This window comes from Bradyrhizobium sp. 6(2017), from assembly GCF_011058295.2.
GTDB classification, from domain to species: Bacteria; Pseudomonadota; Alphaproteobacteria; order Rhizobiales; family Xanthobacteraceae; genus Bradyrhizobium; species Bradyrhizobium septentrionale.
Genome location: NZ_CP049289.2, coordinates 4,557,590 through 4,579,575, shown reverse-complemented (window position 1 = coordinate 4,579,575; position 21,986 = coordinate 4,557,590). Strand labels below are relative to the sequence as shown.

The window sequence follows — 21,986 nt, the reverse complement described above, 5'->3', positions numbered from 1 at the left end:
GGACGCCCCCGATGCGCCTCATTTAGGACGGCACCGACTTTGCCGATTCGCGAGAGCCATTAACAGCGTAAGCCCTTAACAGCGTACCGAAACGTACCAGCGGACCTGACCAGCCGATGCCCGTAACGATACTCGATCTTGTCCTGCTCGGCGTGATGCTGATCTCGGGCCTGCTGGCGATGGTGCGCGGCTTCATGCGCGAGATCCTGTCGATCGCGGCCTGGGGCGCCGCCGCCCTGGTCACGCTGTATGCTTTCTCGAAGCTGCTGCCGACCGCCAAAACTTACTTCAATAACGACACGGTCGCGGCCGTGGTGGTAGTGGCCGGCACCTTCATCGGCACGCTGATCGTGGTCTCGGTGATCACGGTGCGGATCTCGGACATGATCCTGGATTCCCGGATCGGCGCGCTCGACCGCACCCTCGGCTTCCTGTTCGGGCTCGCCCGCGGTCTCCTGATCGTGGTCGTGGCGTTCATGTTCTTCACCTGGCTGGTTCCGGACAAGCAGCGGCCCGACTGGGTCACCGGGGCGAAGTCCCGCGTGGTGCTACAGGGAACCGGGGATTGGCTGATGACGCTCTTGCCTGACGACCCCGAGAACACCATCTTAAAGAAGTTCAAGAAGAATAAGCCAGACGACGATTCTGCGGCCGATACCAACGATCAGGCGACGCCGGCGTCGGGTGATGGCTATAGCAAACCGGCGCGTGACAGCTTGAAAAAGCTGATCGAGAAACCCGCGGGCCGATAAACTATTTGGGCCCTGACGAGAGGCGATGAACGAGATGCAGACCCCTTCGGATCAAGCCGACCAGATGGATCTCGACCTCGGCCCGATCGAACTGCAGGACCCTCTCAGATACCACCCGGATCTCGATGGCGACACGCTCCGCGAGGAATGCGGCGTGTTCGGCATCTTCGGCCATCCCGAAGCCGCCGCGATCACCGCGCTCGGCCTGCACGCCCTGCAGCACCGCGGCCAGGAGGCCGCCGGTATCGTCACCTTCGACGGCGGCCGCTTCCACAGTGAACGCCGCCTCGGCCTGGTCGGCGATGCCTTCTCCCGCCGCGAGGTGATCGAGCGCCTGCCCGGCAATGCCGCGGTCGGCCATGTCCGCTACTCCACCACCGGCGGCACCATCCTGCGCAACGTTCAGCCGCTGTTTGCCGAGCTCAGCGCCGGCGGCTTTGCGGTCGGCCACAACGGCAACCTCACCAACGGCCTGACCCTGCGCCGCGAGCTGGTCAAGGGCGGCGCGATGATGCAGTCGACCACCGACACCGAGGTGATCCTGCATCTGGTCGCGCAGTCGAAGCGCACCCGCTTCATCGACCGTTTCATCGAGGCGCTGCGCACCATCGAGGGCGCCTATGCGCTGGTCGCGCTGACCAACAAGAAGCTGGTCGGCGCACGCGATCCGCTTGGCATCCGTCCGCTGGTGCTCGGCGATCTCGACGGTCATCCGATCCTGACCTCGGAGACCTGCGCGCTCGACATGATCGGCGCGAAATATGTCCGCGACATCGAGCCCGGCGAGATCATCGTGTTCGACGAGACCGGCGCGCACAGCCACAAGCCGTTCCCGCCGAAGCCGGCCCGGCCCTGCATCTTCGAATACATCTATTTCGCGCGGCCCGACTCGATCGTCGGCGGCCGCTCGGTCTACGACGTGCGCAAGGCGTTCGGCGCGCAGCTCGCGCGCGAGAGCCATCCCGAGGTCGACGTCGTGGTGCCGGTGCCGGATTCCGGCGTGCCCGCCGCGGTCGGCTACAGCCAGTATTCCGGCGTGCCGTTCGAGCTCGGCATCATCCGCAATCACTATGTCGGACGCACCTTCATCCAGCCGACCCAGAGCGTGCGCGAGCTCGGCGTGCGCATGAAGCATTCGGCCAACCGCGCCGCGATCGAGGGCAAGCGCATCATCCTGATCGACGACAGTCTGGTGCGCGGCACCACCTCGAAGAAGATCGTGCGCATGATGCGCGACGCCGGCGCCCGTGAGGTGCATTTCCGCCTCGCCTCGCCGCCGATCCTCTACCCCGACTATTACGGCATCGACCTGCCGGACCGCGGCGGCCTGCTCGCCGCCACCCATTCGCTCGAGGAGATGCGCGACATCATCGGCGCCGACTCGCTCGCGTTCCTGTCGATCGACGGCATGTACCGCGCGATGGGCTATGAGGGACGCGATCCGACCAATCCGAGATTCGCCGACCACTGCTTCACCGGCGCCTATCCGACCCATCTCACCGACCAGAGCGAAACCGAGGCGCCACCGCGCCAGCTCTCGCTGCTGGCGGAGGCGAGCTGACGCCACCACCACCGTCGTCCCTGCGAAAGCAGGACCCATAACCACCGGCCCTCGTTTTTTCGGGCGGCATCGGTTACGAACACCTTTGCACAACACGACCGCCGCGGCGTATGGGTCCCTGCTTTCGCAGGGACGACGACGATAGAGTTACGCTCATGACAAAACCCCTCGCCTCCCGTATTGCCCTCGTGACCGGCGCCTCGCGCGGGATCGGCTATGCGACCGCGGTCGCGCTGGCAAAGGCCGGCGCCCATGTCGTGGCGGTGGCGCGTACCCAGGGCGGGCTGGAAGAGCTCGACGACGCGATCCAGAAGGATGGCGGCAGCGCCACCCTGGTGCCGCTCTCGCTCACCGATTACGACGGCATCGCGCGGCTCGGGCTCGCGCTGCACGAGCGGCACGGCAGGCTCGACATCCTGGTCGGCAATGCCGGCACCGCGGGTCCCTCCTCGCCGCTCGGCCATATCGAGCTGAAGCCGTGGAACGACGTGTTCGCGATCAACGTCACCGCCAACTTCCAGCTGATCCGCTGCATGGACCCGCTGCTGCGCCAGTCCGACGCCGGCCGCGCGGTGTTCGTAACCTCGGGCGTAGCCCACAAGGCCAATGCCTATCTCGGCCCCTACGCGGCCTCGAAGGCCGCCCTGGACGCACTGGTGCGCTCCTGGGCCAATGAGACCGCGAATACGGCTTTGCGCGTCAACCTGTTCAGCCCCGGTCCGATCCGCACGCGGATGCGCGCGCAGGTATTTCCCGGCGAAGACCCGATGACCTTGGATACGCCCGACATGGCTGCCGAATACATCGTGCCGATGTGTTCGCCCGTGTGGACCGAGACCGGCAAGCTCTACGACTACAAGGCGCGCACGCTGCGGAGCTTTCAGCCACCGGCGTAAGGAGTAACAGGTGAGCCGCGCCTTCGATTGTCATCCCCGCGAATGCGGGGATCCAGTGTTCCAGAGGCGATTGCGTTTGAATCGAGAAGCCGCAGCGTACTGGATCGCCCGGTCAAGCCGGGCGATGACGCCTTTCTGACGCTTGGGCCTGCCTTTCCGATGCAATTGACTCCGCCCCCTCCTCACGATTGACTGCCCTCCCCAGCGGGACGCCCCGCCAAGAAAAATCTCGGGAGGCTTCATGACGCCGACGCTCAATCGCGCGCGCTCCATTCTGTCCGGATTGTTTCTCTCTGCCGGCATCGCATCGTCAGTCCTTCTCGCTCCGCCCTCGCCCGCCAAGGCAGCCGACATCCCGACCTTCGCGGTCGACGCCTCCTGGCCAAAACAGCTTCCCAACAACTGGATCATCGGCCAGATCGGCGGCATCACCGTCGACTGGCAGGGGCACATCTGGGTCATCCATCGTCCGCGTTCGCTGACTGATGGCGAGAAGGCTTTGAGCCTCACCCCGCCGCGCGCGAAATGCTGCGTGGCGGCGCCGCCGGTGCTCGAATTCGACGTCGACGGCAATCTGCTGCGATCCTGGGGCGGCCCCGGCGACGGCTATCAATGGGTCGGCCGCGAGCACGGCATCGAGGTCGACGAGCGCGGCTTCGTCTGGATCGGCGGCAATGCCGACGACGACAGCGCGATCCTGAAGTTCACGCTCGACGGCAAATATCTCGGCCAGATCGGCAAGATCGGAGCCCGCACCAACAGCAACGACACCACCCAGCTCGGCCGGCCCGCCGAGATGGCGATCGACAAGGATGCGAACGAGCTCTACATCGCCGACGGCTATGGCAACCGCCGCGTCATCGTGTTCGACGCCACCACGCTGGCGTACAAGCGGCACTGGGGCGGCTATGGCAAGCTGCCCACCGACGACAAGCAGCCGCCTTACGATCCGAGCGCCGCGGTGCAGGAGCAGTTCGGCAATCCCGTGCATTGCATCAAGATCGCCAATGACGGGCTGGTCTATGTCTGCGATCGCAGCCAGGACCGCATCCAGGTCTTCCAGAAGAACGGCACCTTCGTCAGGGAATGGTTCTACGAGAAGAACACGCGCGGCGACGGCGCGGTGTTCGACCTCGCGCTGTGGCCCGATCCGAAGCAGACCTATCTGCTCAACGCCGACGGCGCAAACAACGAGATCCGCGTGCTCAAGCGCGACGACGGCACTGTGGTCGGCACGTTCGGCCATAGCGGCCACAATGCCGGCCAGTTCGCGCTGCTGCACGCGATGGCAGTCGACCAGAAGGGCAACGTCTACACCGGCGAGGTCGAGGGCAAGCGGATCCAGAAGTTCAGGCTGACCTCGGACGCGCTGAAGTGAGGATTACAGCTGGATGACGCTTCGACGCAGTTCATCAGGCTTTATGCGGATTGCCGCCTCTGCCGAGAAAGGGTAAGCGGGAACTCGAACGACCGGTACAAGGCTCCACAAGAGGGCCGTCCGGAAAATGACAATGGAGGGAATACTCATGACGACGACGCTCGTGCGGCGCCACGCCGTGCTTCTCGCTTGCGCTGCACTCGGCCTTGCAACACCTGCCTTTGCCCAAGACAAGAACGTCAAGATCGGCGTGCTGAACGACATGTCGGGCCTCTATGCCGACATCGGCGGCCCGAACTCGGTGGCCGCGGCCAACATGGCGGTGGAAGATTCCGGCCTGCGTGCCAAGGGCTGGAAGATCGACGTGGTGAGCGGCGACCATCAGAACAAGCCCGACGTCGGCGTCAACATCGCGCGCCAATGGATCGACAACGAGAAGGTCGACATCATCACCGACACGCCGAACTCCGGCGTCGCGCTGGCGGTGAGTAACCTCGCCAAGGAGAAGAACTCGATCGTGCTCAACTCGGGCGCGGCGACCGCCGATCTCACCGGCAAGGCATGCAACGCCAACACGATCTCCTACACCTTCGACACCTACATGCTCGCCCACGGCACGGGCAAGGCGCTGACCAAGGCGGGCGGCGACACCTGGTTCTTCCTCACCGCCGATTATGCGTTCGGCCATGCGCTGGAGCGCGACACCACGGCGGTCGTCACCGCCAGCGGCGGCAAGGTGCTCGGCGGCGTCAAGCATCCGCTCAACACCGCAGACTTCTCCTCCTTCCTGCTGCAGGCGCAGGCCTCCAAGGCCAAGGTCATCGGCCTCGCCAATGCCGGTGGCGACACCACCAACTCGATCAAGCAGGCCTCCGAATTCGGCATCACCGCGGGCGGGCAGAAGCTCGCGGCGTTGTTGCTGTTCGTCAACGACGTGCACGCGCTGGGCTTGAAGATCGCCCAGGGCCTCACCTTCACCGAGTCGTTCTACTGGGACATGAACGACCAGACCCGCGCCTGGTCGAAGCGCTTCCAGAAGGTCTCGCCGAAGAATGCGATGCCGTCGATGACGGTGGCCGGCGTCTATGCCGGCGTGCTGCATTACCTGAAGGCGCTGGAGGCGATGGGCGGCAATCCGCATGACGGCGCCAAGGTCGTCGCCAAGATGAAGGAGATCCCGACCGACGATCCGCTGTTCGGCAAGGGCCCGCTGCGCATCGACGGCCGCCGCATCATTCCGGCCTACCTGTTCGAGGTGAAGAAGCCGGAAGAGTCGAAATATCCCTGGGACTATTACAAGCTGATCGCCACCATCTCGCCGGATGACGCCGCCAAGCCGCTCGAGGCCAGCGAGTGTCCGCTGGTGAAGAAGTGACTGCGTAGCAGTCATTCCGGGGCGCGCAACGCGCGAACCTCAGGTGCGCAATTGCGCACCGGGGAATCTCGAGATTCCGGGTCTGGTGCTTACGCACCATCCCGGAATGACTCGCTCCTTCTCAGTGAGCGAGTAGCCGTAGCTGTGTAGCTAACCCACCCTACTCCACCCCATCACTTTGCGGCCGCCTTCCTCGCCGGCGGCGGCAACGATGCCCATTCCTTGTCGGCGCGCGGGCCGCCGGGATCGCCGGTCAGGCCGACGAGTTGTCCAGCCTGAACGTCGAGCGTCTGGGTCCAGGTCTGGGTCTGGCACAGCAGCTTGAGCAGGCAGCCCTTCAACTTCAGCCGGTCGGACGCGTCGCGCCACAGCGAGACCGAATAGGACTTGCCGTCCTCGGCATTGTAGATGTCGCCGTCGAACCGGCCCTCTGGCGTCAGCTTCAATCCCAGGATCAGCTGATGGCCGAGCAGCGCGCGCGTTCGCTTGTCGGCATCGGGATTGAAGCTGTCGCGGAACGGCTGGCCGCGTGGATCCAGCGGATCCTTCATCCACACGATGAAGCCGCAGATGCGGTCACGTGCAGCACCGCAGCGCTCGAGACGGATGCGGGCTCGCCCGTCCTCGGTCAACCAGGTGCCGCCGGGATCGACCGGAGCAATCGTCTCGGCGCGGCCAGTCGAACTCATTAGCAAGGCGGCGACGAGGCTGCGCAGAAACATGCGAACCAGAAAGTTCATGGCAGGGGACCTTTCATTGCCGGGATGGTTTTAGGGACGCGCAACGCGCGCCTCACTTGAGTCGCGCCATGAAGGCATCGGCGCCCTTGTCGATGCCGGCGGTGGCGGCGGCGAGATCGCCGACGCTGGCCTTGATGTCGTAGGCGTTGGGATATTGCTTGCTGACGTAAGCGCCGAGCAGCCGCGAGGTCGAGCTGTCGAACATCTCGACGGCATAAATCACCGAGCCCGTCATGGTACCCTCGCCGTCGCGCGCCGCCTGGACGCCGTTGTAGACCGCGCCTGCCAGATCGAACCGTGACAGCGTGCCGAGCACCGGCGTGTTGGCGACAGCGCCGGTCAGCGTCAGCCGCAGCCGAAACGTGTTCGGCCCACGCGTGTTCACCAGCGTGAAGCGGCCGCGCAATTTGTCGGCGAAGCGGGTCTGCATGTAGGCGGCGAGCGTTTCCTTGTCCTTCTCGGACATGTCGCCGAACTGATGATCCGCGCCGCGATAGATCACGACCGGATCGAGCATGACCTTGTTGTAGCTCCGCCAGTCGACCGGCGGCGCATAGCGATACGGCACACGGCCCGAGGAATCGGACGTGTCAGGCGTCATGTAGGCCGACGAGGCCACCTCCGAATAAGCCACCGGCGTGACGGCGGCACATCCTGCTGCGATGACGCAAAGCGCCATCGCTCCCAGACCGCGCGCGGCGATCGAGCTCTCCATTCCAGTCTCCTCATCCGACCTGCGGAAAAAAGCAGCTCGGCCGCAGCCGCGTCCGGGGCTGAAAGTGCGGCTGCGGCCGCCACTGCCGATCTGGCTCGCCGTCCCGGCGCCGCCAGATCTTGCCTCAGTGCGACGAATTATAAAACCGACCAGTTGGTTTGTAAAGTTGCAATCGCAAGAAACGCGTTAGAAAAAATGCGGCGCCAGAAGCGCCGCCGGTGTCAGGGAGATTCAGTTGCGCTTGCGGGCCGTGGCCGGCTTTACGGCCGGAGCCTGCGATGCCGCGCGCGCCGCGACCGTCCCGGCCGGCTTTGCAGCCGCCGTCGCGCCCTGCTCGATCGGAGCCCATTTGCTGTCACAGAGCAATCGCTCGAACAGGCGATCGCGCTCGGCATCGCTCAACGATGACAGGCCGAACAACGAACTCAGCAGCAGCCCCCTCGCAGCCGCCCAGCGCAACAGCGCGAGATCGGGGTCACGCGCCTCGGCCTTCATCAGCGCGATCTTCTGGACGTCGACATCGCGCGGCATCGCCATCAATTCGGGGTTCTCGTTCATCGCCGCCAGCAGTGCGAAGGCGCCTGCCCGCGGCGTTGAGATCGCCTCCCGCAGCGTGGCGATCTGCGCCGCGAGTTCGGGCTGGTCCGTGGTCTCACGCGCCTTTTCGATGTAGCGCTTCGAGAACTCCTCGAAATGCGCCATCTGCTGCTCGAGCAACGCGCGCAGCACCGCTTCCTTGGTGCGGAACTGATGCATCACGCCGCCCTTGCTGAGCCCGCTCTCGCGCGCGATCGCGTCCAGCGTCAGGCGGCCCGGACCATCGCGCGTCACGATGGTGATCGCGGCCTCGAGTGCGGCGTTGCGGGAGCGTTCCGAGCGAGAAGGATTATCCATGGGGTTGCTTACTCAGGAAGGAGTCGCTTGAGCGCACAGTATCTCAGCGGCCTCGGTCAATCTCAAGCGCTGCATCCGATTCTGCCAGGCAGCGCGAACGACGTACCCGAAATGCCGGCGTCGGCCTCGGGTGGCGCATCATGCGAACGAATCGATCATCGAGCGATCTGATCGCTCACGCGCACGCGCGTACGGTGCCGCGAACCGTCTGCAGCAAGCGGCGACGCAGGCCGTGAAGGAAACCGTGCGCCATTCGGCCGATGACCTTTTCCCCTCGACCACGCGTGCGGGCAACAGACTCTGCATCGGCATAACTGGCGGCGACGATCGTGCCGTGCCTGTTCCCCTCGAGCTTCAGGTCGGTGAGATAGACGAGGCCGCGCGACATCAGCAGCGCCGCCTGTACGTCGCTGAAGCGGCTCAATTCATCGCAGATATCAACGGCCTCGTCGTTCACCACGCTCCTCCTGCCGAAGTGGCCTCCGGGCGAGGCACGCATCTAGATCCGATACCATCCTGCATACAAACCAACCGGATGGTTTGTAAATAGGCAAAATAGCGCAATCCGCCGGATTCGGCCGATCGGGCCCATCGGCCTGTCGGATAGCCGCCCTCGCATTCGTCCTCGAAGCATCGATCAGCCAGCACTTGGAGCATGCGAGCGATGTCACAGAGCCAGACAACCCAAATCAGGGCACTCATCGAATCCTGGGCGGACGCCGTCCGCAGGCACGACTATCCCGGCGTGCTCGCCCATCACGATCAGGACATCGTGATGTTCGACGTGCCGCCGCCGTTGCAGTCGCGCGGATTGGATGAGTACCGCAAGACCTGGGATCTGTTCTTCAGGTACAACCGCCCGTCCTACGCGTTCGATATCGAGGAGATCGCGATCACGGCCGGCGAGGATGTCGCCTTCGCGGCTGCGGTGATGCGCTGCGGCCCGCCCGATGCCACCTTCCAGTTCAGGCTGACGATCGGACTGCGCAAGGTCGGCGACGGCTGGCGCATCACGCACGAGCACCATTCGGTGCCCGCGACGGATTGATGTGTGCCCTCACTCGTGCCTGGCCGGAAATTGCCTCAGATCCTCTCAGTGTGACGGATCACATTGCATCCAACGGCTCCAGCATGGAGCGCGCGACGCACACATCGTTCCGCAAGCTTTCGGCATTTTGTGTCGTGATGTGGCCGACAGCTATTTTGCCTAACGGCGTGAACCCGCTCCTCCCGGGGGGCGACCGAAGAGAAGGGGCGGCCAAGCCCGAGCTCGACACGGGAGCTCGACACGGGAGCTGGACAGATGGCCAACCGACCCAAATTCGCAATCACGAGGCCGATCGAGGAAACGCCGTATGCGGCGGCGCCTGACATCGTCATCGGCTATCCGCATCGGCTGGACTGGCTGGCGCTGTACCAGCCGGGCCCGCTGCGCATGCCCAACGAGCAGGGCATCTATCGCGACGTCATGGCGCTGGAATCCCGTTACCAGGACATGAAGGGCCATCATGAGCGCACCGTGAAGGCGCAGCTGGATCTCATCCCCAAGCGCGCCACTGGCCGCGCCGTGCTTGCGGAAATCGGCCGCAAGCCGTCGCACAAGGTGACGATCTTTCCGTTCGATTTCCTGCCCTCGGGGCAGTGGAAATCCGAGACGGCGGCCGCGACCGAGGCGACTGTGATCATGCCGACGCCGGAGATGATCGCCGCCTGGCGGGCCAATCCCACGGTTCCACCCGCGGCACTGCAGCCGCAGCTCGACGGCATGCTGAAGGGCACGCAGTGGAGTCGTCTCGACTTCACCTATCCGGCCACCGGTGCGGGGACAGGCGTCTATATGTTCTATACGGCGCAGCGCTTCGACGATCAGCCGATGGGCGCCGACGATGCACTGCTGCATGAGCTGGTGCATGCCGCGCGGCTGGCGAAGGGACTTTCCTTTCAGGCGCCGGTCAGCGGCAGCTATCGCAATATGGAGGAGTTCTTCGCCAGTGTCGTACAGATGGTCTATCGCTCGGAACGGCGGCAGTCGATCTTCGACTATGCCGGCGCGCCGATCGATGCGGCGTCGTTCCTCGACAAGAACCTGACGCCGTCGCCGCGACTGCTGATGGGCTGGCTTCGCTCGCAGCAGGGGACTTTCTATGCGGCGCTCACCAAGGCCGACGCAAGCTTCAATCCGATGCGCCAGGCCGACGCCGAAGCGGCCGCGCTGACCCGGAAGATCGAGCACGCGACCTGACCACGCCGAGACTGCGCGCGCGTCGGCCGGGTGAGGCCTTCGGCCGAACTAACTCACCCACCCTGCGCAGGCGCCTTCGCCGTCGAACGCCATGCAATCGCGAGCGCGAGCAGCAGCAGCGCGCCCGCCAGATAGAATGGCGCGCCGGGCATCTTCACTGGCGCGTTGGCGCCGATGAAATGCGCAAATGTCAGCGTGAACAGGAACGGGCCGATCAGCTGCGAGACGCTCTGCACGCTTGATGTCGCGCCCTGCAGCTGGCCCTGCTGATCTGCCGCAACGAGTTGCGTGGTCAGTGCCTGGGTCGCGGCGCCCGCGACACCCCACAGCGCCATCACGGGAATGCCCACCCAGAACCAATGGCCGGTCGGCGCCGCACCGAAGATCAAGAAACCGGCCGCGCCGAAGCCGAGCCCGAGGAACAGCGTCTTGCGCTCGCCGAAACGCTTGACGATCGGGCCGATCGCCGCACCCTGCACGATCATGGCGCAGACGCCGACCAGCGCCAGCGTCGCGCCGACGGTGCCGGTGCTCCAGCCGTAACGATAGGTCGCGTAGAGCACGAACACCGACGGCAGCACGACATGGGCAAGCTGGGCGAAGAAATTCACCAGCGACAGCCCGGCGAGCACCCGGTTCGAGCGCAACAGATGCAATGCGCCGATTGGATTGGCGCTCCGCCAGCGGAACGGCGAGCGGCGCCCGGCGGGCAGCGACTCCGGCAGGATCAACAGGCCGTAGAGGCCGTTGGCAAGGCTCAGGCCGGCTGCAACCCAGAACGGCAGCCGCGGATCGAATTGGCCGAGCAAACCGCCCAGCGCCGGCCCGAGGATAAATCCCGCGCCGAAGGCGACGCCGATCTTGCCGAACACGGCGGCGCGCTGCTCAGGCGCGGTAACGTCGGTGATGTAGGCGAATGCGGTCGAGATGCTCGCCGAGGTGATGCCCGAGATCATCCGGCCGATGAACAGCCAGCTCAGCGTCGGCGCGAGCGCCATCACCACATAGTCGGCGGCAAGCCCGAAGTTCGACAACAACACCACGGGCCGGCGACCGAAGCGATCGGACAGCGCACCCAGGATCGGCGAGCAGAAAAACTGCATCAACGCCCAGATCGTGCCGAACAGCCCGAAGATGCGCGCGGCGTTCGCGGTGTCGTTGTTGACGAAACTCTCGATCAGTTTCGGCAGAATCGGAATGACCACGCCGAGCGCGAGCGTGTCGAGCAGGATGGTGACGAAGATGAAGATGACGGCGCACCGCGCGCCTGCGGCGCGTCCGCTGCGTCTTTCTCGTCTTGACGGGTTTTCGTCACGCGAACCGGGACCCACTTCGCTCGAAAACGCTAAGCGCCACCTCTCCGCTCATGACGGGCGTTTGCGCTTGTGGGCGAACGGATTGGCCTTTTCACGCAGCGTGATCCTGATCGGCGTGCCCGGCAGATCGAAGGTCTCGCGCAGCGAGTTGGTGAGGTAGCGCAGATAGGATCTCGGGATCGCGTCGGCGCGCGAGCAGAACAGCACGAAGCTCGGCGGGCGCGCCTTCACCTGCGTGATGTAGTTCAGCTTCAGCCGGCGGCCAGAGACCGCCGGCGGAGGCGCGGCCTGGATCGCCTGCTCGAACCAGCGGTTGAGCGCGGCCGTCGGCAAGCGCCGGTTCCAGACCGCATAGGCCTCCTGGATCGCAATCATCAGGCGGTCGATGCCCTCGCCCATCAGGCCGGAGACGGCGACGATTGGCACGCCCTTGACCTGGGGCAGCCAGTGGTCGGCATCGGTGCGCAGCTGCGAGATCTGGTTAGGCTTGCGCTCGACAAGGTCCCATTTGTTGACCGCGAGCACGATGGCGCGGCCTTCGCGCTCGATCAGGTCGGCGATCCGCAGATCCTGCTCCTCGAACCTGTTCTGCGCGTCCATCATCATCACGACGACTTCGGCGAAGCGCACCGCGCGCAACGCGTCGGCGACCGAGAGCTTTTCCAGCTTCTCCTCGATCCGCGAGCGGCGGCGCAGGCCGGCGGTGTCGAACACCCGGAACTGGCGGCCCTGCCAGGTGATCTCGACCGCGATGGAATCGCGCGTGGTGCCGGCCTCGGGGCTGGTCAGCAGCCGCTCCTCGCCGAGCAGATGGTTGATCAGCGTCGACTTGCCGGCGTTGGGCCGGCCGACGATCGCAACCCGGATCGGTCGCTGCGCGATCTCCTCGTCCGACCAATCCTCGACACCCTCGATCCCATCTTCCGCCTCCTCGGCAGACTCCGGCATCAACGCACTGAGCGCATCGCGGAGATCCCCCATGCCCTCGCCGTGCTCGGCCGAGATCTGCACGGGATCGCCGAGGCCGAGCGCGTAGGATTCCAGCGCGCCGATCTCGCCATGCTTGCCCTCGGCCTTGTTGGCGACCAGCACCACCGGCTTGTTGGCTTTCCGGGCGAAATCGGCGAAGGCGCGGTCGGTCGGCGTCAGGCCGACGCGGGCGTCGACCACGAACATCAGGGCGTCGGCAAGCTCGATTGCGGTCTCGGTCTGCTCCTGCATCCGCGCCGTCAGCGAGCCCTTGGCGCCTTCGTCGAGGCCCGCGGTATCGATGATGGTGAAGTCGAGATCGTAGAGCCGGGCCTGGCCCTCGCGGCGGTCACGCGTCACGCCGGGCTCGTCGTCGACCAGCGCGAGCTTTTGGCCGACCAGCCGGTTGAACAGCGTCGACTTTCCGACATTGGGCCGGCCGATAATGGCGATGGTGAAGGACATGGATCATCCAGGCGCGGTCTGCGACGCGCGGGTCAAGGTGCTGGCAAGAACTACAGCAGGAATGTTGGTCGGTCGAAGCAAATGATCGGGCACCTTCCCCCTTCGCCGTAAGCGGGGCGAGGTGGAACTCAACTAACGGTTAGCGTGTAAAGCCGCCGCTCGGCACCGGCGCAGGGAAGCCGCCGCCGGATTGTTGCGAGGTCTGGGTCTGGGCCGGCGCCGCAGGCTGCGCCTGCTGGTCGTCGGCCGGCGGCGCGGTGGTGCGGCGGCGGACGATCTTCTTCGGCTTCGGCTCCGGCGGCAGCGCGGCGGGCGCACCCTCCTCCGGCGCGGCGTCGGGAGCCGCCGCCTGATCCGCCGCGGGGGCTGCGGCCGGCGCCGCCCTGCCCTTGGCGTTCTTCTTGGCGCCCTTCGGCGGCTCGGGCGGCGGAGCCTGCTGGGCGGCGGCAGCCGCGGCGTTCTGCTGGTCGAGCTGTTCCTGCTGCGAGCCCTTGTACAATTCCTTCGGCACGCCCTGCTCAAGGCCAGGCACGCCTTCCGGGAACACCGGCTTGCGGTCGCCGGCCAGCTTCTTCTTGGTGTCGAGGAAGTCGAGCAGGTCGCTCGGGTCGAAATTGGACATGCCGCCACCGCCGCAGCCCGCCAACACGCTGCAAAGCGCGATGAGAACTGCGGCTGCGATCAGGCGTTGCGAGCGGCGCATGGTCGATCTCTCACTCAAACTCGGGTTCGTCTGGGCATGATCTCCGCGCAAACGCTTCGCGTTTGTCGCGAGGGAAAACCGGTTCCCACTTTTGCGGATCATGCCTCCTCAGCTCTTGGCGACCGGCGGCAACAGTGCCTGCAGCGCTTCGGCGCGCGAACGCAGGCTCGGCGGCGTCTCACCGTCATTGGCTATCTGCTCGAGCCATTGGCGCGCGGCGGTGGCATCGTTGGCGCGCAAGGCCGACAGCGCCAGCAGCTCGCGCGCGGAGTGGCGGAAGGTCGAATCCTTCGCCGTGGCCGTCGCCTCGAGCCGCTGCAGCATGTTCGGATAGGTCGTGGTTTCCATCAGGATCTGCGCGGCACGAATCCGCGCCAGATCCTGCTCGGGACCGCCGACGCTGCGATCGGCCGCGATCTCGTCATAGATCTTCGCTGCGGCCGGCTGGTCGCGGGTCGCGACCTCGGCGGCCATGCGCAGCCGCGCCAGATTGCGGTAGCCGGACGGCGCCTTGATGATGAGGTCGGCGAACGCAGCCTCTGCCTCGGCGTGCTTGTTCTGCTCGGACAGCTCGGCCGCGCGGTCGAACGCCGCACCGGCCTCGGCCGCCTTCTTGGCCTCGAGATATTGGTAGCCACGCCAGCCACCGACGCCGGCGACCACCAGGATCGCCAGCGCGATGATAAAGATCGAGTACTTGTCCCACAGCTTCTTGAGCTGATCGCGACGGACTTCCTCGTCGACTTCGTCAAATAATTCAGACACTTAAGGCTATCCCATCCCCTCGGGACCGCGAATCTCGGTGGGGCCATGCCCGCACCCGATCCCCACATCGCGGCGGCGTTACCCTAACGGTGTGGCGGAGGCAAGGCAAAGCGAGGCGGATCAACGCGTTAACAGGGGAAGTTTGTCCTGCCCCGGGGCTCACGCCCCCGCCAGGCCCTCGCGCAGCTGGCGCTTGATCACCTTGCCATTGGCGTTGCGCGGCAGCGGCTCTACGGTCAGCGCCATCGTCTCCGGCACCTTGTAGTCCGACAGGCGCTCCGCGCACCAGGCGCGCAGGCTCTCCGCGTTGACGTCGGTACGGGTCACGATCACGGCGTGGACGCGCTCGCCGAGCACCGGACACGGCTTGGCGATGATCGCGCTCTCGACCACGGCCGGATGGCCTGACAGCACCGACTCGACCTCGGCGGAATAGATCTTCAGGCCGCCGCGGTTGATCATGTCCTTCTGGCGATCGAACACGCGGACGAAGTTTGCCGCGTCGACCGAGCCGAGATCGCCGGAATGCCAGAAGCCGGCGGTAAAGCTCTCCGCGGTCGCCCTCGGATTGTTCCAGTAGCCCTTGATGACGGAGGCGCTGCGGATCCAGAGCTCGCCGATCTCGCCGCGCGGCACCTCGCGGCCGTCGCGCCCCATCACGATGATCTCGGCGCCGGGACACGGCAGGCCGACGCTGTCGATATGGGCCGCGGTCAGTTCGCCCGGCATCAAGGTCGAGGGCGACGTGGTCTCGGTCGCACCGTAGCAATTGGCGAGCTTCAGCCCGGGAATTTTTGCGTCGAGCTTTTCGATGGTGGCAACCGGCATCGGCGCGCCGCCGAAGCCGCCGATCCGCCAGCTCGACAGGTCGTAGCTGTCGAAATCCGGCTGCATCAGGCAGAGATTGTACATCGCCGGCACCATCACCGTGTAGGTGACGCGCTCGCGGGCGGCGACCTTGAGATACTCCGCCGCCTTGAACTCCGGCATGATGATCAGCGCACCGGCGCAGCGCGCCATGGTCGTGACGTTGGCGACCGCGCCGGTGACATGCGCGAGCGGCACCGCAGCGATCGAGCGATCGGCCCTGGTCAGCTTCAGGCAGGACGCGAGCACCTGTGAGGAGTGGATGATGTTGCAATGGGCGAGCATCGCGCCCTTCGGCCGGCCCGTGGTGCCCGAAGTGTAGAGGATCATCGCGATGTCCTCTTCCCTCACCTCCGCCGGCGCCTGCGCCGGGGCATGGTCGCGCAAGGCTGTGAATTGCGACGCACCGTCGTCGCTGACGGAGATGCGATGCTTCAGGCCGGGGATATCGGCCGCATCGGGGATGCGATCGGCAAGCGCGGCCTCGTGCACCAGAAGCGTCGCGCCGCAATCATTCAGCACATAGGCGATCTCGGGCTTCTGCTGGCGGGTTGAGAGCAGCACCGTGACCAGCCCGGCATGGGCAGCGGCGAACATCGTCAGCACGAATTCGATGCGGTTGCCGAGCAGGATCGCGACGCGGTCACCGGGCGCAAGGCCAAGCGCGGCAAAGCCCGCCGCCACCTTGGACGACTGCTCGGCCACCTCGCGCCAGTTCAGGCGCTGATCGCCGCAGACCAGCGCCTCGCCGTCGCCGTTGTGCGCGACGGCCTCAGTGACCATCGCCCACAGGCTGCCCGGCCGCTCCGGGAAAGCCGGCACGACGCGGTCACCGAAGCGCGGCTCGAGCCGCATCGGCGGCAGTGCGTGTTGCGACCAGTCCATGCCCGCTCCGTCAGCTCTTCTTCATGCCGTAGACGTGCTCCGGCCCGGGGAAGGCGCGGCTCTTGACGTCGCGCGCATAGCCCGCGATCGCTTCCTCGATCATCGGTCCGAGATTGCCGTAGCGGCGCACGAATTTCGGCGCGCGCGGCGACAGGCCGAGCATGTCCTCCAGCACCAGCACTTGGCCGTCGCAGGCCGCACTGGCGCCGATGCCAATGGTGGGCACGGCGATCGATTGCGTGATCTTGCGCGCTAAGGGCTCGGCGACCGCCTCGACCACGATCGAGAACGCGCCGGCTTGCGCGATCGCGTGAGCGTCGTTCTCGATCGGCGCCCAGTTCTCCTCCTCGCGGCCCTGGGCGCGGAACGCGCCGAGCGTGTTGATCGACTGCGGCGTCAGACCGATATGGCCCATCACGGGAATGCCGCGCTCGGACAGGAACGCCACCGTCTCCGCCATCCGCGCGCCGCCCTCGAGCTTGACCGCGCCGCACAGCGTTTCCTTCATGATCCGCACCGCCGATTGAAACGCCTGCTCCTTGGAGCCTTCGTACGAGCCGAACGGCATGTCGACGACGACGAGCGCCGCCTGCGAGCCACGCATCACCGCGCGGCCCTGCAGGATCATCATGTCGAGCGTGACCGGCACCGTGGTCTCGAAGCCGTGCATGACGTTGCCGAGGGAATCGCCGACCAGGATCGCATCGCAATGACGGTCGACCAGCGCCGCGGTATGCGCGTGGTAGGACGTCAGCATCACGATCGGCTCGCCGTTCTTGCGGGCGCGCAGATCGGGCGCGGTCTTGCGCTTGATGGCAGATTGAACAGACATTGTCAGGCTCCCATGACAGGCACGCCGATCACGACCGGGTGGAACGCAAACGCCAGCGCCAGATAAGCGATGACACCAACCGCGATCGCGATCAGGTCGTTAGTTGGGCCGCCCACCGGGATCGGCGGCGCGCCGGCATCCGCGCGGCGCTTTAGCGAGATGCGGTCATAGACCGCCCAGCCGAGAATCGAGCCGAACAGGATGATCGAGCCGAGGTCGCCATTGGCGAGCAGATGCGCGAACGCCCACAGCTTCACGCCCGCCAGCATCGGGTGCTTCAGCGTGGTATAGATGCGGCCGCGGATATAGGAGGCGACGACCAGGATGACGGCGGGCAGCATCAGCGCCACCGTGATGTGCTTCAACGCGGTCGGCGGCGTCCAGACATCGATCCATCCGGTCGCGCGGTAGTGGCCGAAGCCCCAGACAATCAGGAACAGCCCTGCGGCGGCGGCGAGCGAATAGACGATCTTGTAGACGCCCTCGCCCATCGTTTTGATCAGGCCGGCACGCAGGTCGCGTAGGCTGGTCAGCACATGGATGCCGAGGAACAGCACGAGACCCAGGATCATGACGAGCAGTCCCACGATGTTCCTCCCCTGATCGATTGATGTCCTCGCGTAACATCTTCGCCGGGCGGTAGGCAATGCATCACGCCGGGCGGCGGATCAGGGATTGCCGGCCGGCTTGGCGAACTCGCGGTTGTCGACATAGCGGATCATGATCGGGCGCCCGGCCAGCGCGCCGCCGAGCCCGCCGGTGAATTTCAGCGGCAGGCAAGCGCCGAGCGAGGCGTTGATCGCATTGAGATAGGTCGTGCGGGTGTCCGCCGGGACGCCCCGCGTCGCGAATGTCAGGCGCGGCGCGCCGATCATCTCGCCCGTCCGCTTGAAGCTGAAACGCACCGACATCTGCATGCCCTCGCGCGCATCGTCGGGCGGCGGCGGCGCCCAGCAGGAACGCAGCGCCGCGAAGAGATCGCCGATGGTATCGAGATCATGGTCCGGCTTGTGGTATTTCTGGGCTTGCGCCGCGGGCGGCACGGTCAGGATCGTGAGCTGAAGATTTTCGCCGTACGGATAATCCATCTCTGGAAGGCACGGCCCATGGTTGAACACGCTGCAATAGGACGGCGTGCAGGGCCCGCCGTCGAGCACGCTGCAGGGCGTGTGCGCGAACGGCACCGGGTTGGTCTGTTGCCGTTCCTGCGCACCGGCCGCGCCCACAAGGCTGATGGCCAGCACGGCTAGAGCGAGGCAGATGATGACGCGTCGAAGCATGCAGCTGGATCCGGAATGCGCTTTTCGGAAACATGGTACCGCGGCCGGAGCGGAGCAAGCCGGGCCGAGTTCACGTCCTCGCGCTTTTCGCGTCACACCCCCACTGTCATCGCCCGGCTCGACCGGGCGATCCAGTATTCCAGAGGCAGTTGTGATCAATCGAGAGGCCGCGGCGTACTGGTCCCTCGGTCAAGCCGGGGGACGACACCGAGGAATGGGCATTACGCCTTCTTCTTCACGTCCTTGACGTTGGAGAAGGTGATGCCCTCGGCGCGCTCGCGGGTGTAGCCGAGATAGAACTCGTTCTTGGCCATGAACACGGGATCGCCGTCGACGTCGTCGGCAATGCCGGAATTGTTGGCGGCGACGAAGGCGTCGAGCTTCTTGCGGTCGTCGGAGGAAATCCAGCGTGCCAGCGAGAATTCAGAGATCTCGAACTCGACCGGCAGTGAATATTCCGCGTCCAGCCGCGCCTTCAGCACGTCGAGCTGCAGCGGGCCGACCACGCCGACCAGCGCCGGCGCGCCGTCGCGCGGGCGGAACACCTGCACGACGCCCTCCTCCGACATTTGCTGCAGGGCTTCCTTCAGCTTCTTCGCCTTCATCGCATCGGTGAGGCGAACACGGCGGACGATTTCCGGAGCAAAGCTCGGCACGCCGACGAAGGTCAGATCCTCGCCCTCGGTCAGGGTATCGCCGATCCGCAAGGTGCCGTGGTTCGGAATGCCGACGACGTCGCCGGCAAACGCCTCGTCCGCCACCGAGCGGTCCTGGGCGAAGAAGAATTGCGGGCTCGACAGGCTCATGTTCTTGCCGGTGCGCACCAGCTTGGCTTTCATGCCGCGGCTCAGCTTGCCCGAGCACAGCCGGGCGAAGGCGATGCGGTCGCGGTGGTTCGGATCCATGTTGGCCTGGATCTTGAACACGAACGCGCTCATGCGCGGCTCGGCCGCCTCGACCCTGCGCAGATCGGAATCCTGCGCGCGCGGCGCCGGTGCGAACTTGCCGAGGCCTTCGAGCAAGTCGCCGACGCCGAAATTGCGCAGTGCGCTGCCGAAATAGACCGGCGTCAGATGGCCCTCGCGGAACGCCGCGAGCTCGAACGGCTTGCAGGCTTCCGAGGCCAGCGCGAGTTCGTCCCTGACCTCGGAGACGTCGAGATTGGGGTTGCGCTTGCCGAGATCGGCGATGTCGATCTGCTCGGTGGCGCCGGTCTTGGCGCCGCCGCCCTCGAGCAGCCGCACGCCGCCATTGACCACGTCATAGGTGCCGAGGAAGTCGCGGCCGCGGCCGACCGGCCAGGTCATCGGCGTGGTATCGAGCGCCAGCGTCTTCTCGATCTCGTCCAGCAGATCGAACGTGTCGCGGCTCTCGCGGTCCATCTTGTTTATGAAGGTGATGATCGGGATGTCGCGCAGGCGGCACACCTCGAACAGCTTTCGCGTCCGCGCCTCGATGCCCTTGGCGGCGTCGATCACCATGACCGCGGAGTCGACCGCGGTCAGCGTCCGGTAAGTGTCTTCCGAAAAGTCCTCGTGGCCCGGCGTGTCCAAGAGGTTGAACACGAGGTCGTTGAACTCGAAGGTCATCACCGAGGTGACGACCGAGATGCCGCGCTCGCGCTCGATCTTCATCCAGTCCGAGCGGGTGTTGCGGCGCTCGCCCTTGGCCTTGACCTGACCCGCGAGGTTGATGGCGCCGCCGAACAGCAGCAGCTTTTCCGTCAGCGTGGTCTTGCCGGCGTCCGGGTGGGAAATGATCGCAAAGGTGCGCCGTCGCGCCACTTCCTCTGACAGTGGCGAGCGGGTCGGCGATTCGGTTGTTGCAGCGGTATCGGACATGGCGGGGCAGCGTTTGGCAGGGAAAACGGGCGCAATCAAGGGCGTTTTGTCGCAATGCGGCCGGGCCGCACCTTCCCCATATAGGTACGCGAAGGACGACCTTCTCCTCACCACACCATCAGCGGGGACGACCCTGCCTTTTCCGGAGGGTTCGTGATGGCTTGGGCCATTCTGTTCACCGCTGGCCTGCTCGAGATCGGCTGGGCGATCGGGCTGAAATATACCGAGGGTTTCTCGCGGCTGGTGCCGTCGGTGCTGACGCTCGCGGCGATGGCCGGCAGCGTGATCCTGCTTGGCATCGCGCTGAAGACGCTGCCGATTGGAACCGCCTATGCGGTCTGGACCGGGATCGGCGCGGTCGGCACCGCGGCGCTCGGTATCATCCTGCTCGGCGAACCCGCGACCGCGATGCGGCTTGCCAGCATCGCCCTGATCGTGTCCGGCATCGTCGGACTGAAGCTCGTCGGATAATTTCGTCGCTCGACATCGCGACGGTCACTTCAGGATCTGCACGGCCCAATAGGTCGCGGCCGCGACCGCGGCCGACGCCGGGATCGTGATCACCCAGGCATAGACGATCGAGCTCGCCACATTCCAGCGCACGGCGGAGAGCCGCCGTGCCGCACCGACGCCGACAATGGCGCCGGTGATGGTGTGGGTGGTCGATACCGGAACCCCGAGATAGGTCGCCATGAACAGGGTCGCGGCGCCGCCGGTCTCGGCGCAAAAGCCCTGCATCGGCGTCAGCTTGGTGATCCGCAGCCCCATGGTGCGCACGATCCGCCAGCCGCCCATCAGGGTGCCCAGCGCCATCGCGCTCTGGCAGGACAGCACGACCCAGAACGGAATTTCGAAGGTGTCGCCGAGATGGCCCTGCGAGTAGAGCAGCACGGCGATGATGCCCATGGTCTTCTGCGCGTCGTTGCCGCCGTGGCCGAGCGAATAGAGCGACGCCGAGGCGAATTGCAGGATGCGGAAGGCGCGATCGACCGCGAACGGCGTCGAGCGCACCGAGAGCCAGGACACGACGGCCACGAGCACCAGCGCCAGCAGGAAGCCGACCAGCGGCGACAGCACGATCGCGAGCAAGGTCTTGGTGAGCCCGCTCCACACCGCCGCCGAAATGCCCGCCTTCGCCATGCCGGCGCCAACCAGCCCGCCGATTAGCGCGTGCGAACTCGACGAGGGAATACCCAGCGCCCAGGTGATGACGTTCCAGACGATCGCGCCGACCAGCGCGGCGAAGATCACCGTCGCGTCGACCACCGACGGGTCGATGATCCCGGTGCCGATGGTGTTAGCGACGTGCAGGCCGAATACTGCGAAGGCAACAAAGTTGAAGAAGGCCGCCCAGAACACCGCATATTGAGGCCGCAGCACGCGGGTCGAGACGATGGTCGCGATCGAGTTCGCGGCATCGTGCAGGCCGTTCAGGAAGTCGAACAGCAGCGCGACCGCGATCAGGATGGTGAGAACCGGAAGACCCAGCGTGGCGTCCACGTGATGGCCC

22 protein-coding genes are annotated in these 21,986 nt (G+C 65.6%); 8 read left to right on the top strand and 14 right to left on the bottom strand.

From position 1 onward, the window contains the following. The first annotated feature begins 116 nt into the window (after positions 1-116). The 5 genes from G6P99_RS21270 (at position 117) to G6P99_RS21250 (ending at position 5,962) form a co-directional block, all read left to right on the top strand. Positions 117-752 carry a CvpA family protein gene (locus G6P99_RS21270; RefSeq protein WP_029083542.1) on the top strand — a complete coding sequence of 212 codons (636 nt, stop codon included), beginning with the start codon at positions 117-119 and terminating at the stop codon, positions 750-752. Between the two features lie 64 nt (positions 753-816). Further along, the gene (gene purF, locus G6P99_RS21265; protein ID WP_035977722.1) at positions 817-2,313 is read left to right on the top strand and encodes an amidophosphoribosyltransferase; all 1,497 of its coding nucleotides are present in this window, start codon (positions 817-819) and stop codon (positions 2,311-2,313) included. Positions 2,314-2,468: 155 nt separating this feature from the next. Then, positions 2,469-3,209 carry an SDR family NAD(P)-dependent oxidoreductase gene (locus G6P99_RS21260; RefSeq protein ID WP_029083544.1) on the top strand — a complete coding sequence of 247 codons (741 nt, stop codon included), beginning with the start codon at positions 2,469-2,471 and terminating at the stop codon, positions 3,207-3,209. Between the two features lie 241 nt (positions 3,210-3,450). Continuing rightward, on the top strand, positions 3,451-4,587 hold the full coding sequence (locus G6P99_RS21255) for a hypothetical protein (protein WP_029083545.1): 1,137 nt from the start codon (positions 3,451-3,453) through the stop codon (positions 4,585-4,587). A gap of 148 nt (positions 4,588-4,735) precedes the next feature. After that, positions 4,736-5,962, top strand: coding sequence for an ABC transporter substrate-binding protein (locus tag G6P99_RS21250; RefSeq protein ID WP_029083546.1), 1,227 nt, complete (start codon positions 4,736-4,738; stop codon positions 5,960-5,962). A 173-nt stretch (positions 5,963-6,135) separates the two neighbouring features. On the opposite strand, the gene G6P99_RS21245 is transcribed toward G6P99_RS21250, so the two are convergent. The 4 genes from G6P99_RS21245 to G6P99_RS21230 all read right to left on the bottom strand — a co-directional run bounded on the left by G6P99_RS21245 (position 6,136) and on the right by G6P99_RS21230 (position 8,768). Continuing rightward, positions 6,136-6,702 (bottom strand): DUF2147 domain-containing protein, encoded by a 567-nt coding sequence (locus G6P99_RS21245; RefSeq protein ID WP_029083547.1) that lies wholly within the window; start codon positions 6,700-6,702, stop codon positions 6,136-6,138. Between the two features lie 52 nt (positions 6,703-6,754). Continuing rightward, positions 6,755-7,417 (bottom strand): DUF3313 domain-containing protein, encoded by a 663-nt coding sequence (locus G6P99_RS21240; protein ID WP_029083548.1) that lies wholly within the window; start codon positions 7,415-7,417, stop codon positions 6,755-6,757. Between the two features lie 231 nt (positions 7,418-7,648). Further along, positions 7,649-8,311 carry a TetR/AcrR family transcriptional regulator gene (locus tag G6P99_RS21235; protein WP_029083549.1) on the bottom strand — a complete coding sequence of 221 codons (663 nt, stop codon included), beginning with the start codon at positions 8,309-8,311 and terminating at the stop codon, positions 7,649-7,651. A 175-nt stretch (positions 8,312-8,486) separates the two neighbouring features. After that, the gene (locus G6P99_RS21230; RefSeq protein WP_165123376.1) at positions 8,487-8,768 is read right to left on the bottom strand and encodes a hypothetical protein; all 282 of its coding nucleotides are present in this window, start codon (positions 8,766-8,768) and stop codon (positions 8,487-8,489) included. Positions 8,769-8,975: 207 nt separating this feature from the next. Here G6P99_RS21230 and G6P99_RS21225 point away from each other — a divergent pair, with 207 nt between their 5' ends. After that, the gene (locus tag G6P99_RS21225) at positions 8,976-9,359 is read left to right on the top strand and encodes a YybH family protein (protein ID WP_029083551.1); all 384 of its coding nucleotides are present in this window, start codon (positions 8,976-8,978) and stop codon (positions 9,357-9,359) included. 255 nt (positions 9,360-9,614) lie between these two features. Continuing rightward, on the top strand, positions 9,615-10,553 hold the full coding sequence (locus G6P99_RS21220; RefSeq protein ID WP_165123374.1) for a hypothetical protein: 939 nt from the start codon (positions 9,615-9,617) through the stop codon (positions 10,551-10,553). A gap of 53 nt (positions 10,554-10,606) precedes the next feature. Here the strand turns inward: G6P99_RS21220 and G6P99_RS21215 are convergent, their stop codons facing one another. The 9 genes from G6P99_RS21215 to G6P99_RS21175 all read right to left on the bottom strand — a co-directional run bounded on the left by G6P99_RS21215 (position 10,607) and on the right by G6P99_RS21175 (position 20,476). Further along, the gene (locus G6P99_RS21215; protein WP_246709594.1) at positions 10,607-11,884 is read right to left on the bottom strand and encodes a TCR/Tet family MFS transporter; all 1,278 of its coding nucleotides are present in this window, start codon (positions 11,882-11,884) and stop codon (positions 10,607-10,609) included. A 33-nt stretch (positions 11,885-11,917) separates the two neighbouring features. Next, positions 11,918-13,303 (bottom strand): ribosome biogenesis GTPase Der, encoded by a 1,386-nt coding sequence (der, locus tag G6P99_RS21210; protein ID WP_029083554.1) that lies wholly within the window; start codon positions 13,301-13,303, stop codon positions 11,918-11,920. Positions 13,304-13,442: 139 nt separating this feature from the next. Continuing rightward, positions 13,443-14,006 (bottom strand): hypothetical protein, encoded by a 564-nt coding sequence (locus tag G6P99_RS21205; RefSeq protein ID WP_029083555.1) that lies wholly within the window; start codon positions 14,004-14,006, stop codon positions 13,443-13,445. A 108-nt stretch (positions 14,007-14,114) separates the two neighbouring features. Next, entirely contained in the window at positions 14,115-14,771 is a 657-nt protein-coding gene (locus G6P99_RS21200) for a tetratricopeptide repeat protein (protein WP_029083556.1), read from the bottom strand. A 159-nt stretch (positions 14,772-14,930) separates the two neighbouring features. Further along, positions 14,931-16,523, bottom strand: coding sequence for a class I adenylate-forming enzyme family protein (locus tag G6P99_RS21195; protein ID WP_165123372.1), 1,593 nt, complete (start codon positions 16,521-16,523; stop codon positions 14,931-14,933). Between the two features lie 10 nt (positions 16,524-16,533). Then, entirely contained in the window at positions 16,534-17,355 is an 822-nt protein-coding gene (gene panB / locus G6P99_RS21190; protein ID WP_029083558.1) for a 3-methyl-2-oxobutanoate hydroxymethyltransferase, read from the bottom strand. A gap of 2 nt (positions 17,356-17,357) precedes the next feature. Further along, a complete protein-coding gene (locus tag G6P99_RS21185) occupies positions 17,358-17,942 on the bottom strand; it encodes an NnrU family protein (RefSeq protein ID WP_029083559.1) in 585 nt (194 codons plus the stop codon). An 81-nt stretch (positions 17,943-18,023) separates the two neighbouring features. Continuing rightward, positions 18,024-18,635: a hypothetical protein gene (locus G6P99_RS21180; protein ID WP_165123370.1), complete on the bottom strand. Its 612-nt coding sequence runs from the start codon at positions 18,633-18,635 to the stop codon at positions 18,024-18,026. 221 nt (positions 18,636-18,856) lie between these two features. Further along, a complete protein-coding gene (locus tag G6P99_RS21175; protein WP_029083561.1) occupies positions 18,857-20,476 on the bottom strand; it encodes a peptide chain release factor 3 in 1,620 nt (539 codons plus the stop codon). A gap of 156 nt (positions 20,477-20,632) precedes the next feature. Here G6P99_RS21175 and sugE point away from each other — a divergent pair, with 156 nt between their 5' ends. Then, positions 20,633-20,947, top strand: coding sequence for a quaternary ammonium compound efflux SMR transporter SugE (gene sugE / locus G6P99_RS21170; RefSeq protein WP_029083562.1), 315 nt, complete (start codon positions 20,633-20,635; stop codon positions 20,945-20,947). A gap of 24 nt (positions 20,948-20,971) precedes the next feature. Here sugE and G6P99_RS21165 read toward each other — a convergent pair whose 3' ends face one another. After that, complete coding sequence (locus tag G6P99_RS21165) at positions 20,972-21,976, bottom strand: inorganic phosphate transporter (RefSeq protein WP_029083563.1); 1,005 nt, start codon at positions 21,974-21,976, stop codon at positions 20,972-20,974. Positions 21,977-21,986: the final 10 nt, after the last annotated feature.

Excerpts from the sequence above, each read along its gene's own strand:
- G6P99_RS21270 (WP_029083542.1), top strand. The coding sequence starts at position 117 with ATGCCCGTAACGATACTCGATCTTGTCCTGCTCGGCGTGATGCTGATC.
- purF (WP_035977722.1), top strand. The coding sequence starts at position 817 with ATGGATCTCGACCTCGGCCCGATCGAACTGCAGGACCCTCTCAGATAC.
- G6P99_RS21260 (WP_029083544.1), top strand. The coding sequence starts at position 2,469 with ATGACAAAACCCCTCGCCTCCCGTATTGCCCTCGTGACCGGCGCCTCG.
- G6P99_RS21255 (WP_029083545.1), top strand. The coding sequence starts at position 3,451 with ATGACGCCGACGCTCAATCGCGCGCGCTCCATTCTGTCCGGATTGTTT.
- G6P99_RS21250 (WP_029083546.1), top strand. The coding sequence starts at position 4,736 with ATGACGACGACGCTCGTGCGGCGCCACGCCGTGCTTCTCGCTTGCGCT.
- G6P99_RS21245 (WP_029083547.1), bottom strand. The coding sequence starts at position 6,702 with ATGAACTTTCTGGTTCGCATGTTTCTGCGCAGCCTCGTCGCCGCCTTG.
- G6P99_RS21240 (WP_029083548.1), bottom strand. The coding sequence starts at position 7,417 with ATGGAGAGCTCGATCGCCGCGCGCGGTCTGGGAGCGATGGCGCTTTGC.
- G6P99_RS21235 (WP_029083549.1), bottom strand. The coding sequence starts at position 8,311 with ATGGATAATCCTTCTCGCTCGGAACGCTCCCGCAACGCCGCACTCGAG.
- G6P99_RS21225 (WP_029083551.1), top strand. The coding sequence starts at position 8,976 with ATGTCACAGAGCCAGACAACCCAAATCAGGGCACTCATCGAATCCTGG.
- G6P99_RS21220 (WP_165123374.1), top strand. The coding sequence starts at position 9,615 with ATGGCCAACCGACCCAAATTCGCAATCACGAGGCCGATCGAGGAAACG.
- der (WP_029083554.1), bottom strand. The coding sequence starts at position 13,303 with ATGTCCTTCACCATCGCCATTATCGGCCGGCCCAATGTCGGAAAGTCG.
- G6P99_RS21205 (WP_029083555.1), bottom strand. The coding sequence starts at position 14,006 with ATGCGCCGCTCGCAACGCCTGATCGCAGCCGCAGTTCTCATCGCGCTT.
- G6P99_RS21195 (WP_165123372.1), bottom strand. The coding sequence starts at position 16,523 with ATGGACTGGTCGCAACACGCACTGCCGCCGATGCGGCTCGAGCCGCGC.
- panB (WP_029083558.1), bottom strand. The coding sequence starts at position 17,355 with ATGTCTGTTCAATCTGCCATCAAGCGCAAGACCGCGCCCGATCTGCGC.
- G6P99_RS21180 (WP_165123370.1), bottom strand. The coding sequence starts at position 18,635 with ATGCTTCGACGCGTCATCATCTGCCTCGCTCTAGCCGTGCTGGCCATC.
- G6P99_RS21175 (WP_029083561.1), bottom strand. The coding sequence starts at position 20,476 with ATGTCCGATACCGCTGCAACAACCGAATCGCCGACCCGCTCGCCACTG.
- sugE (WP_029083562.1), top strand. The coding sequence starts at position 20,633 with ATGGCTTGGGCCATTCTGTTCACCGCTGGCCTGCTCGAGATCGGCTGG.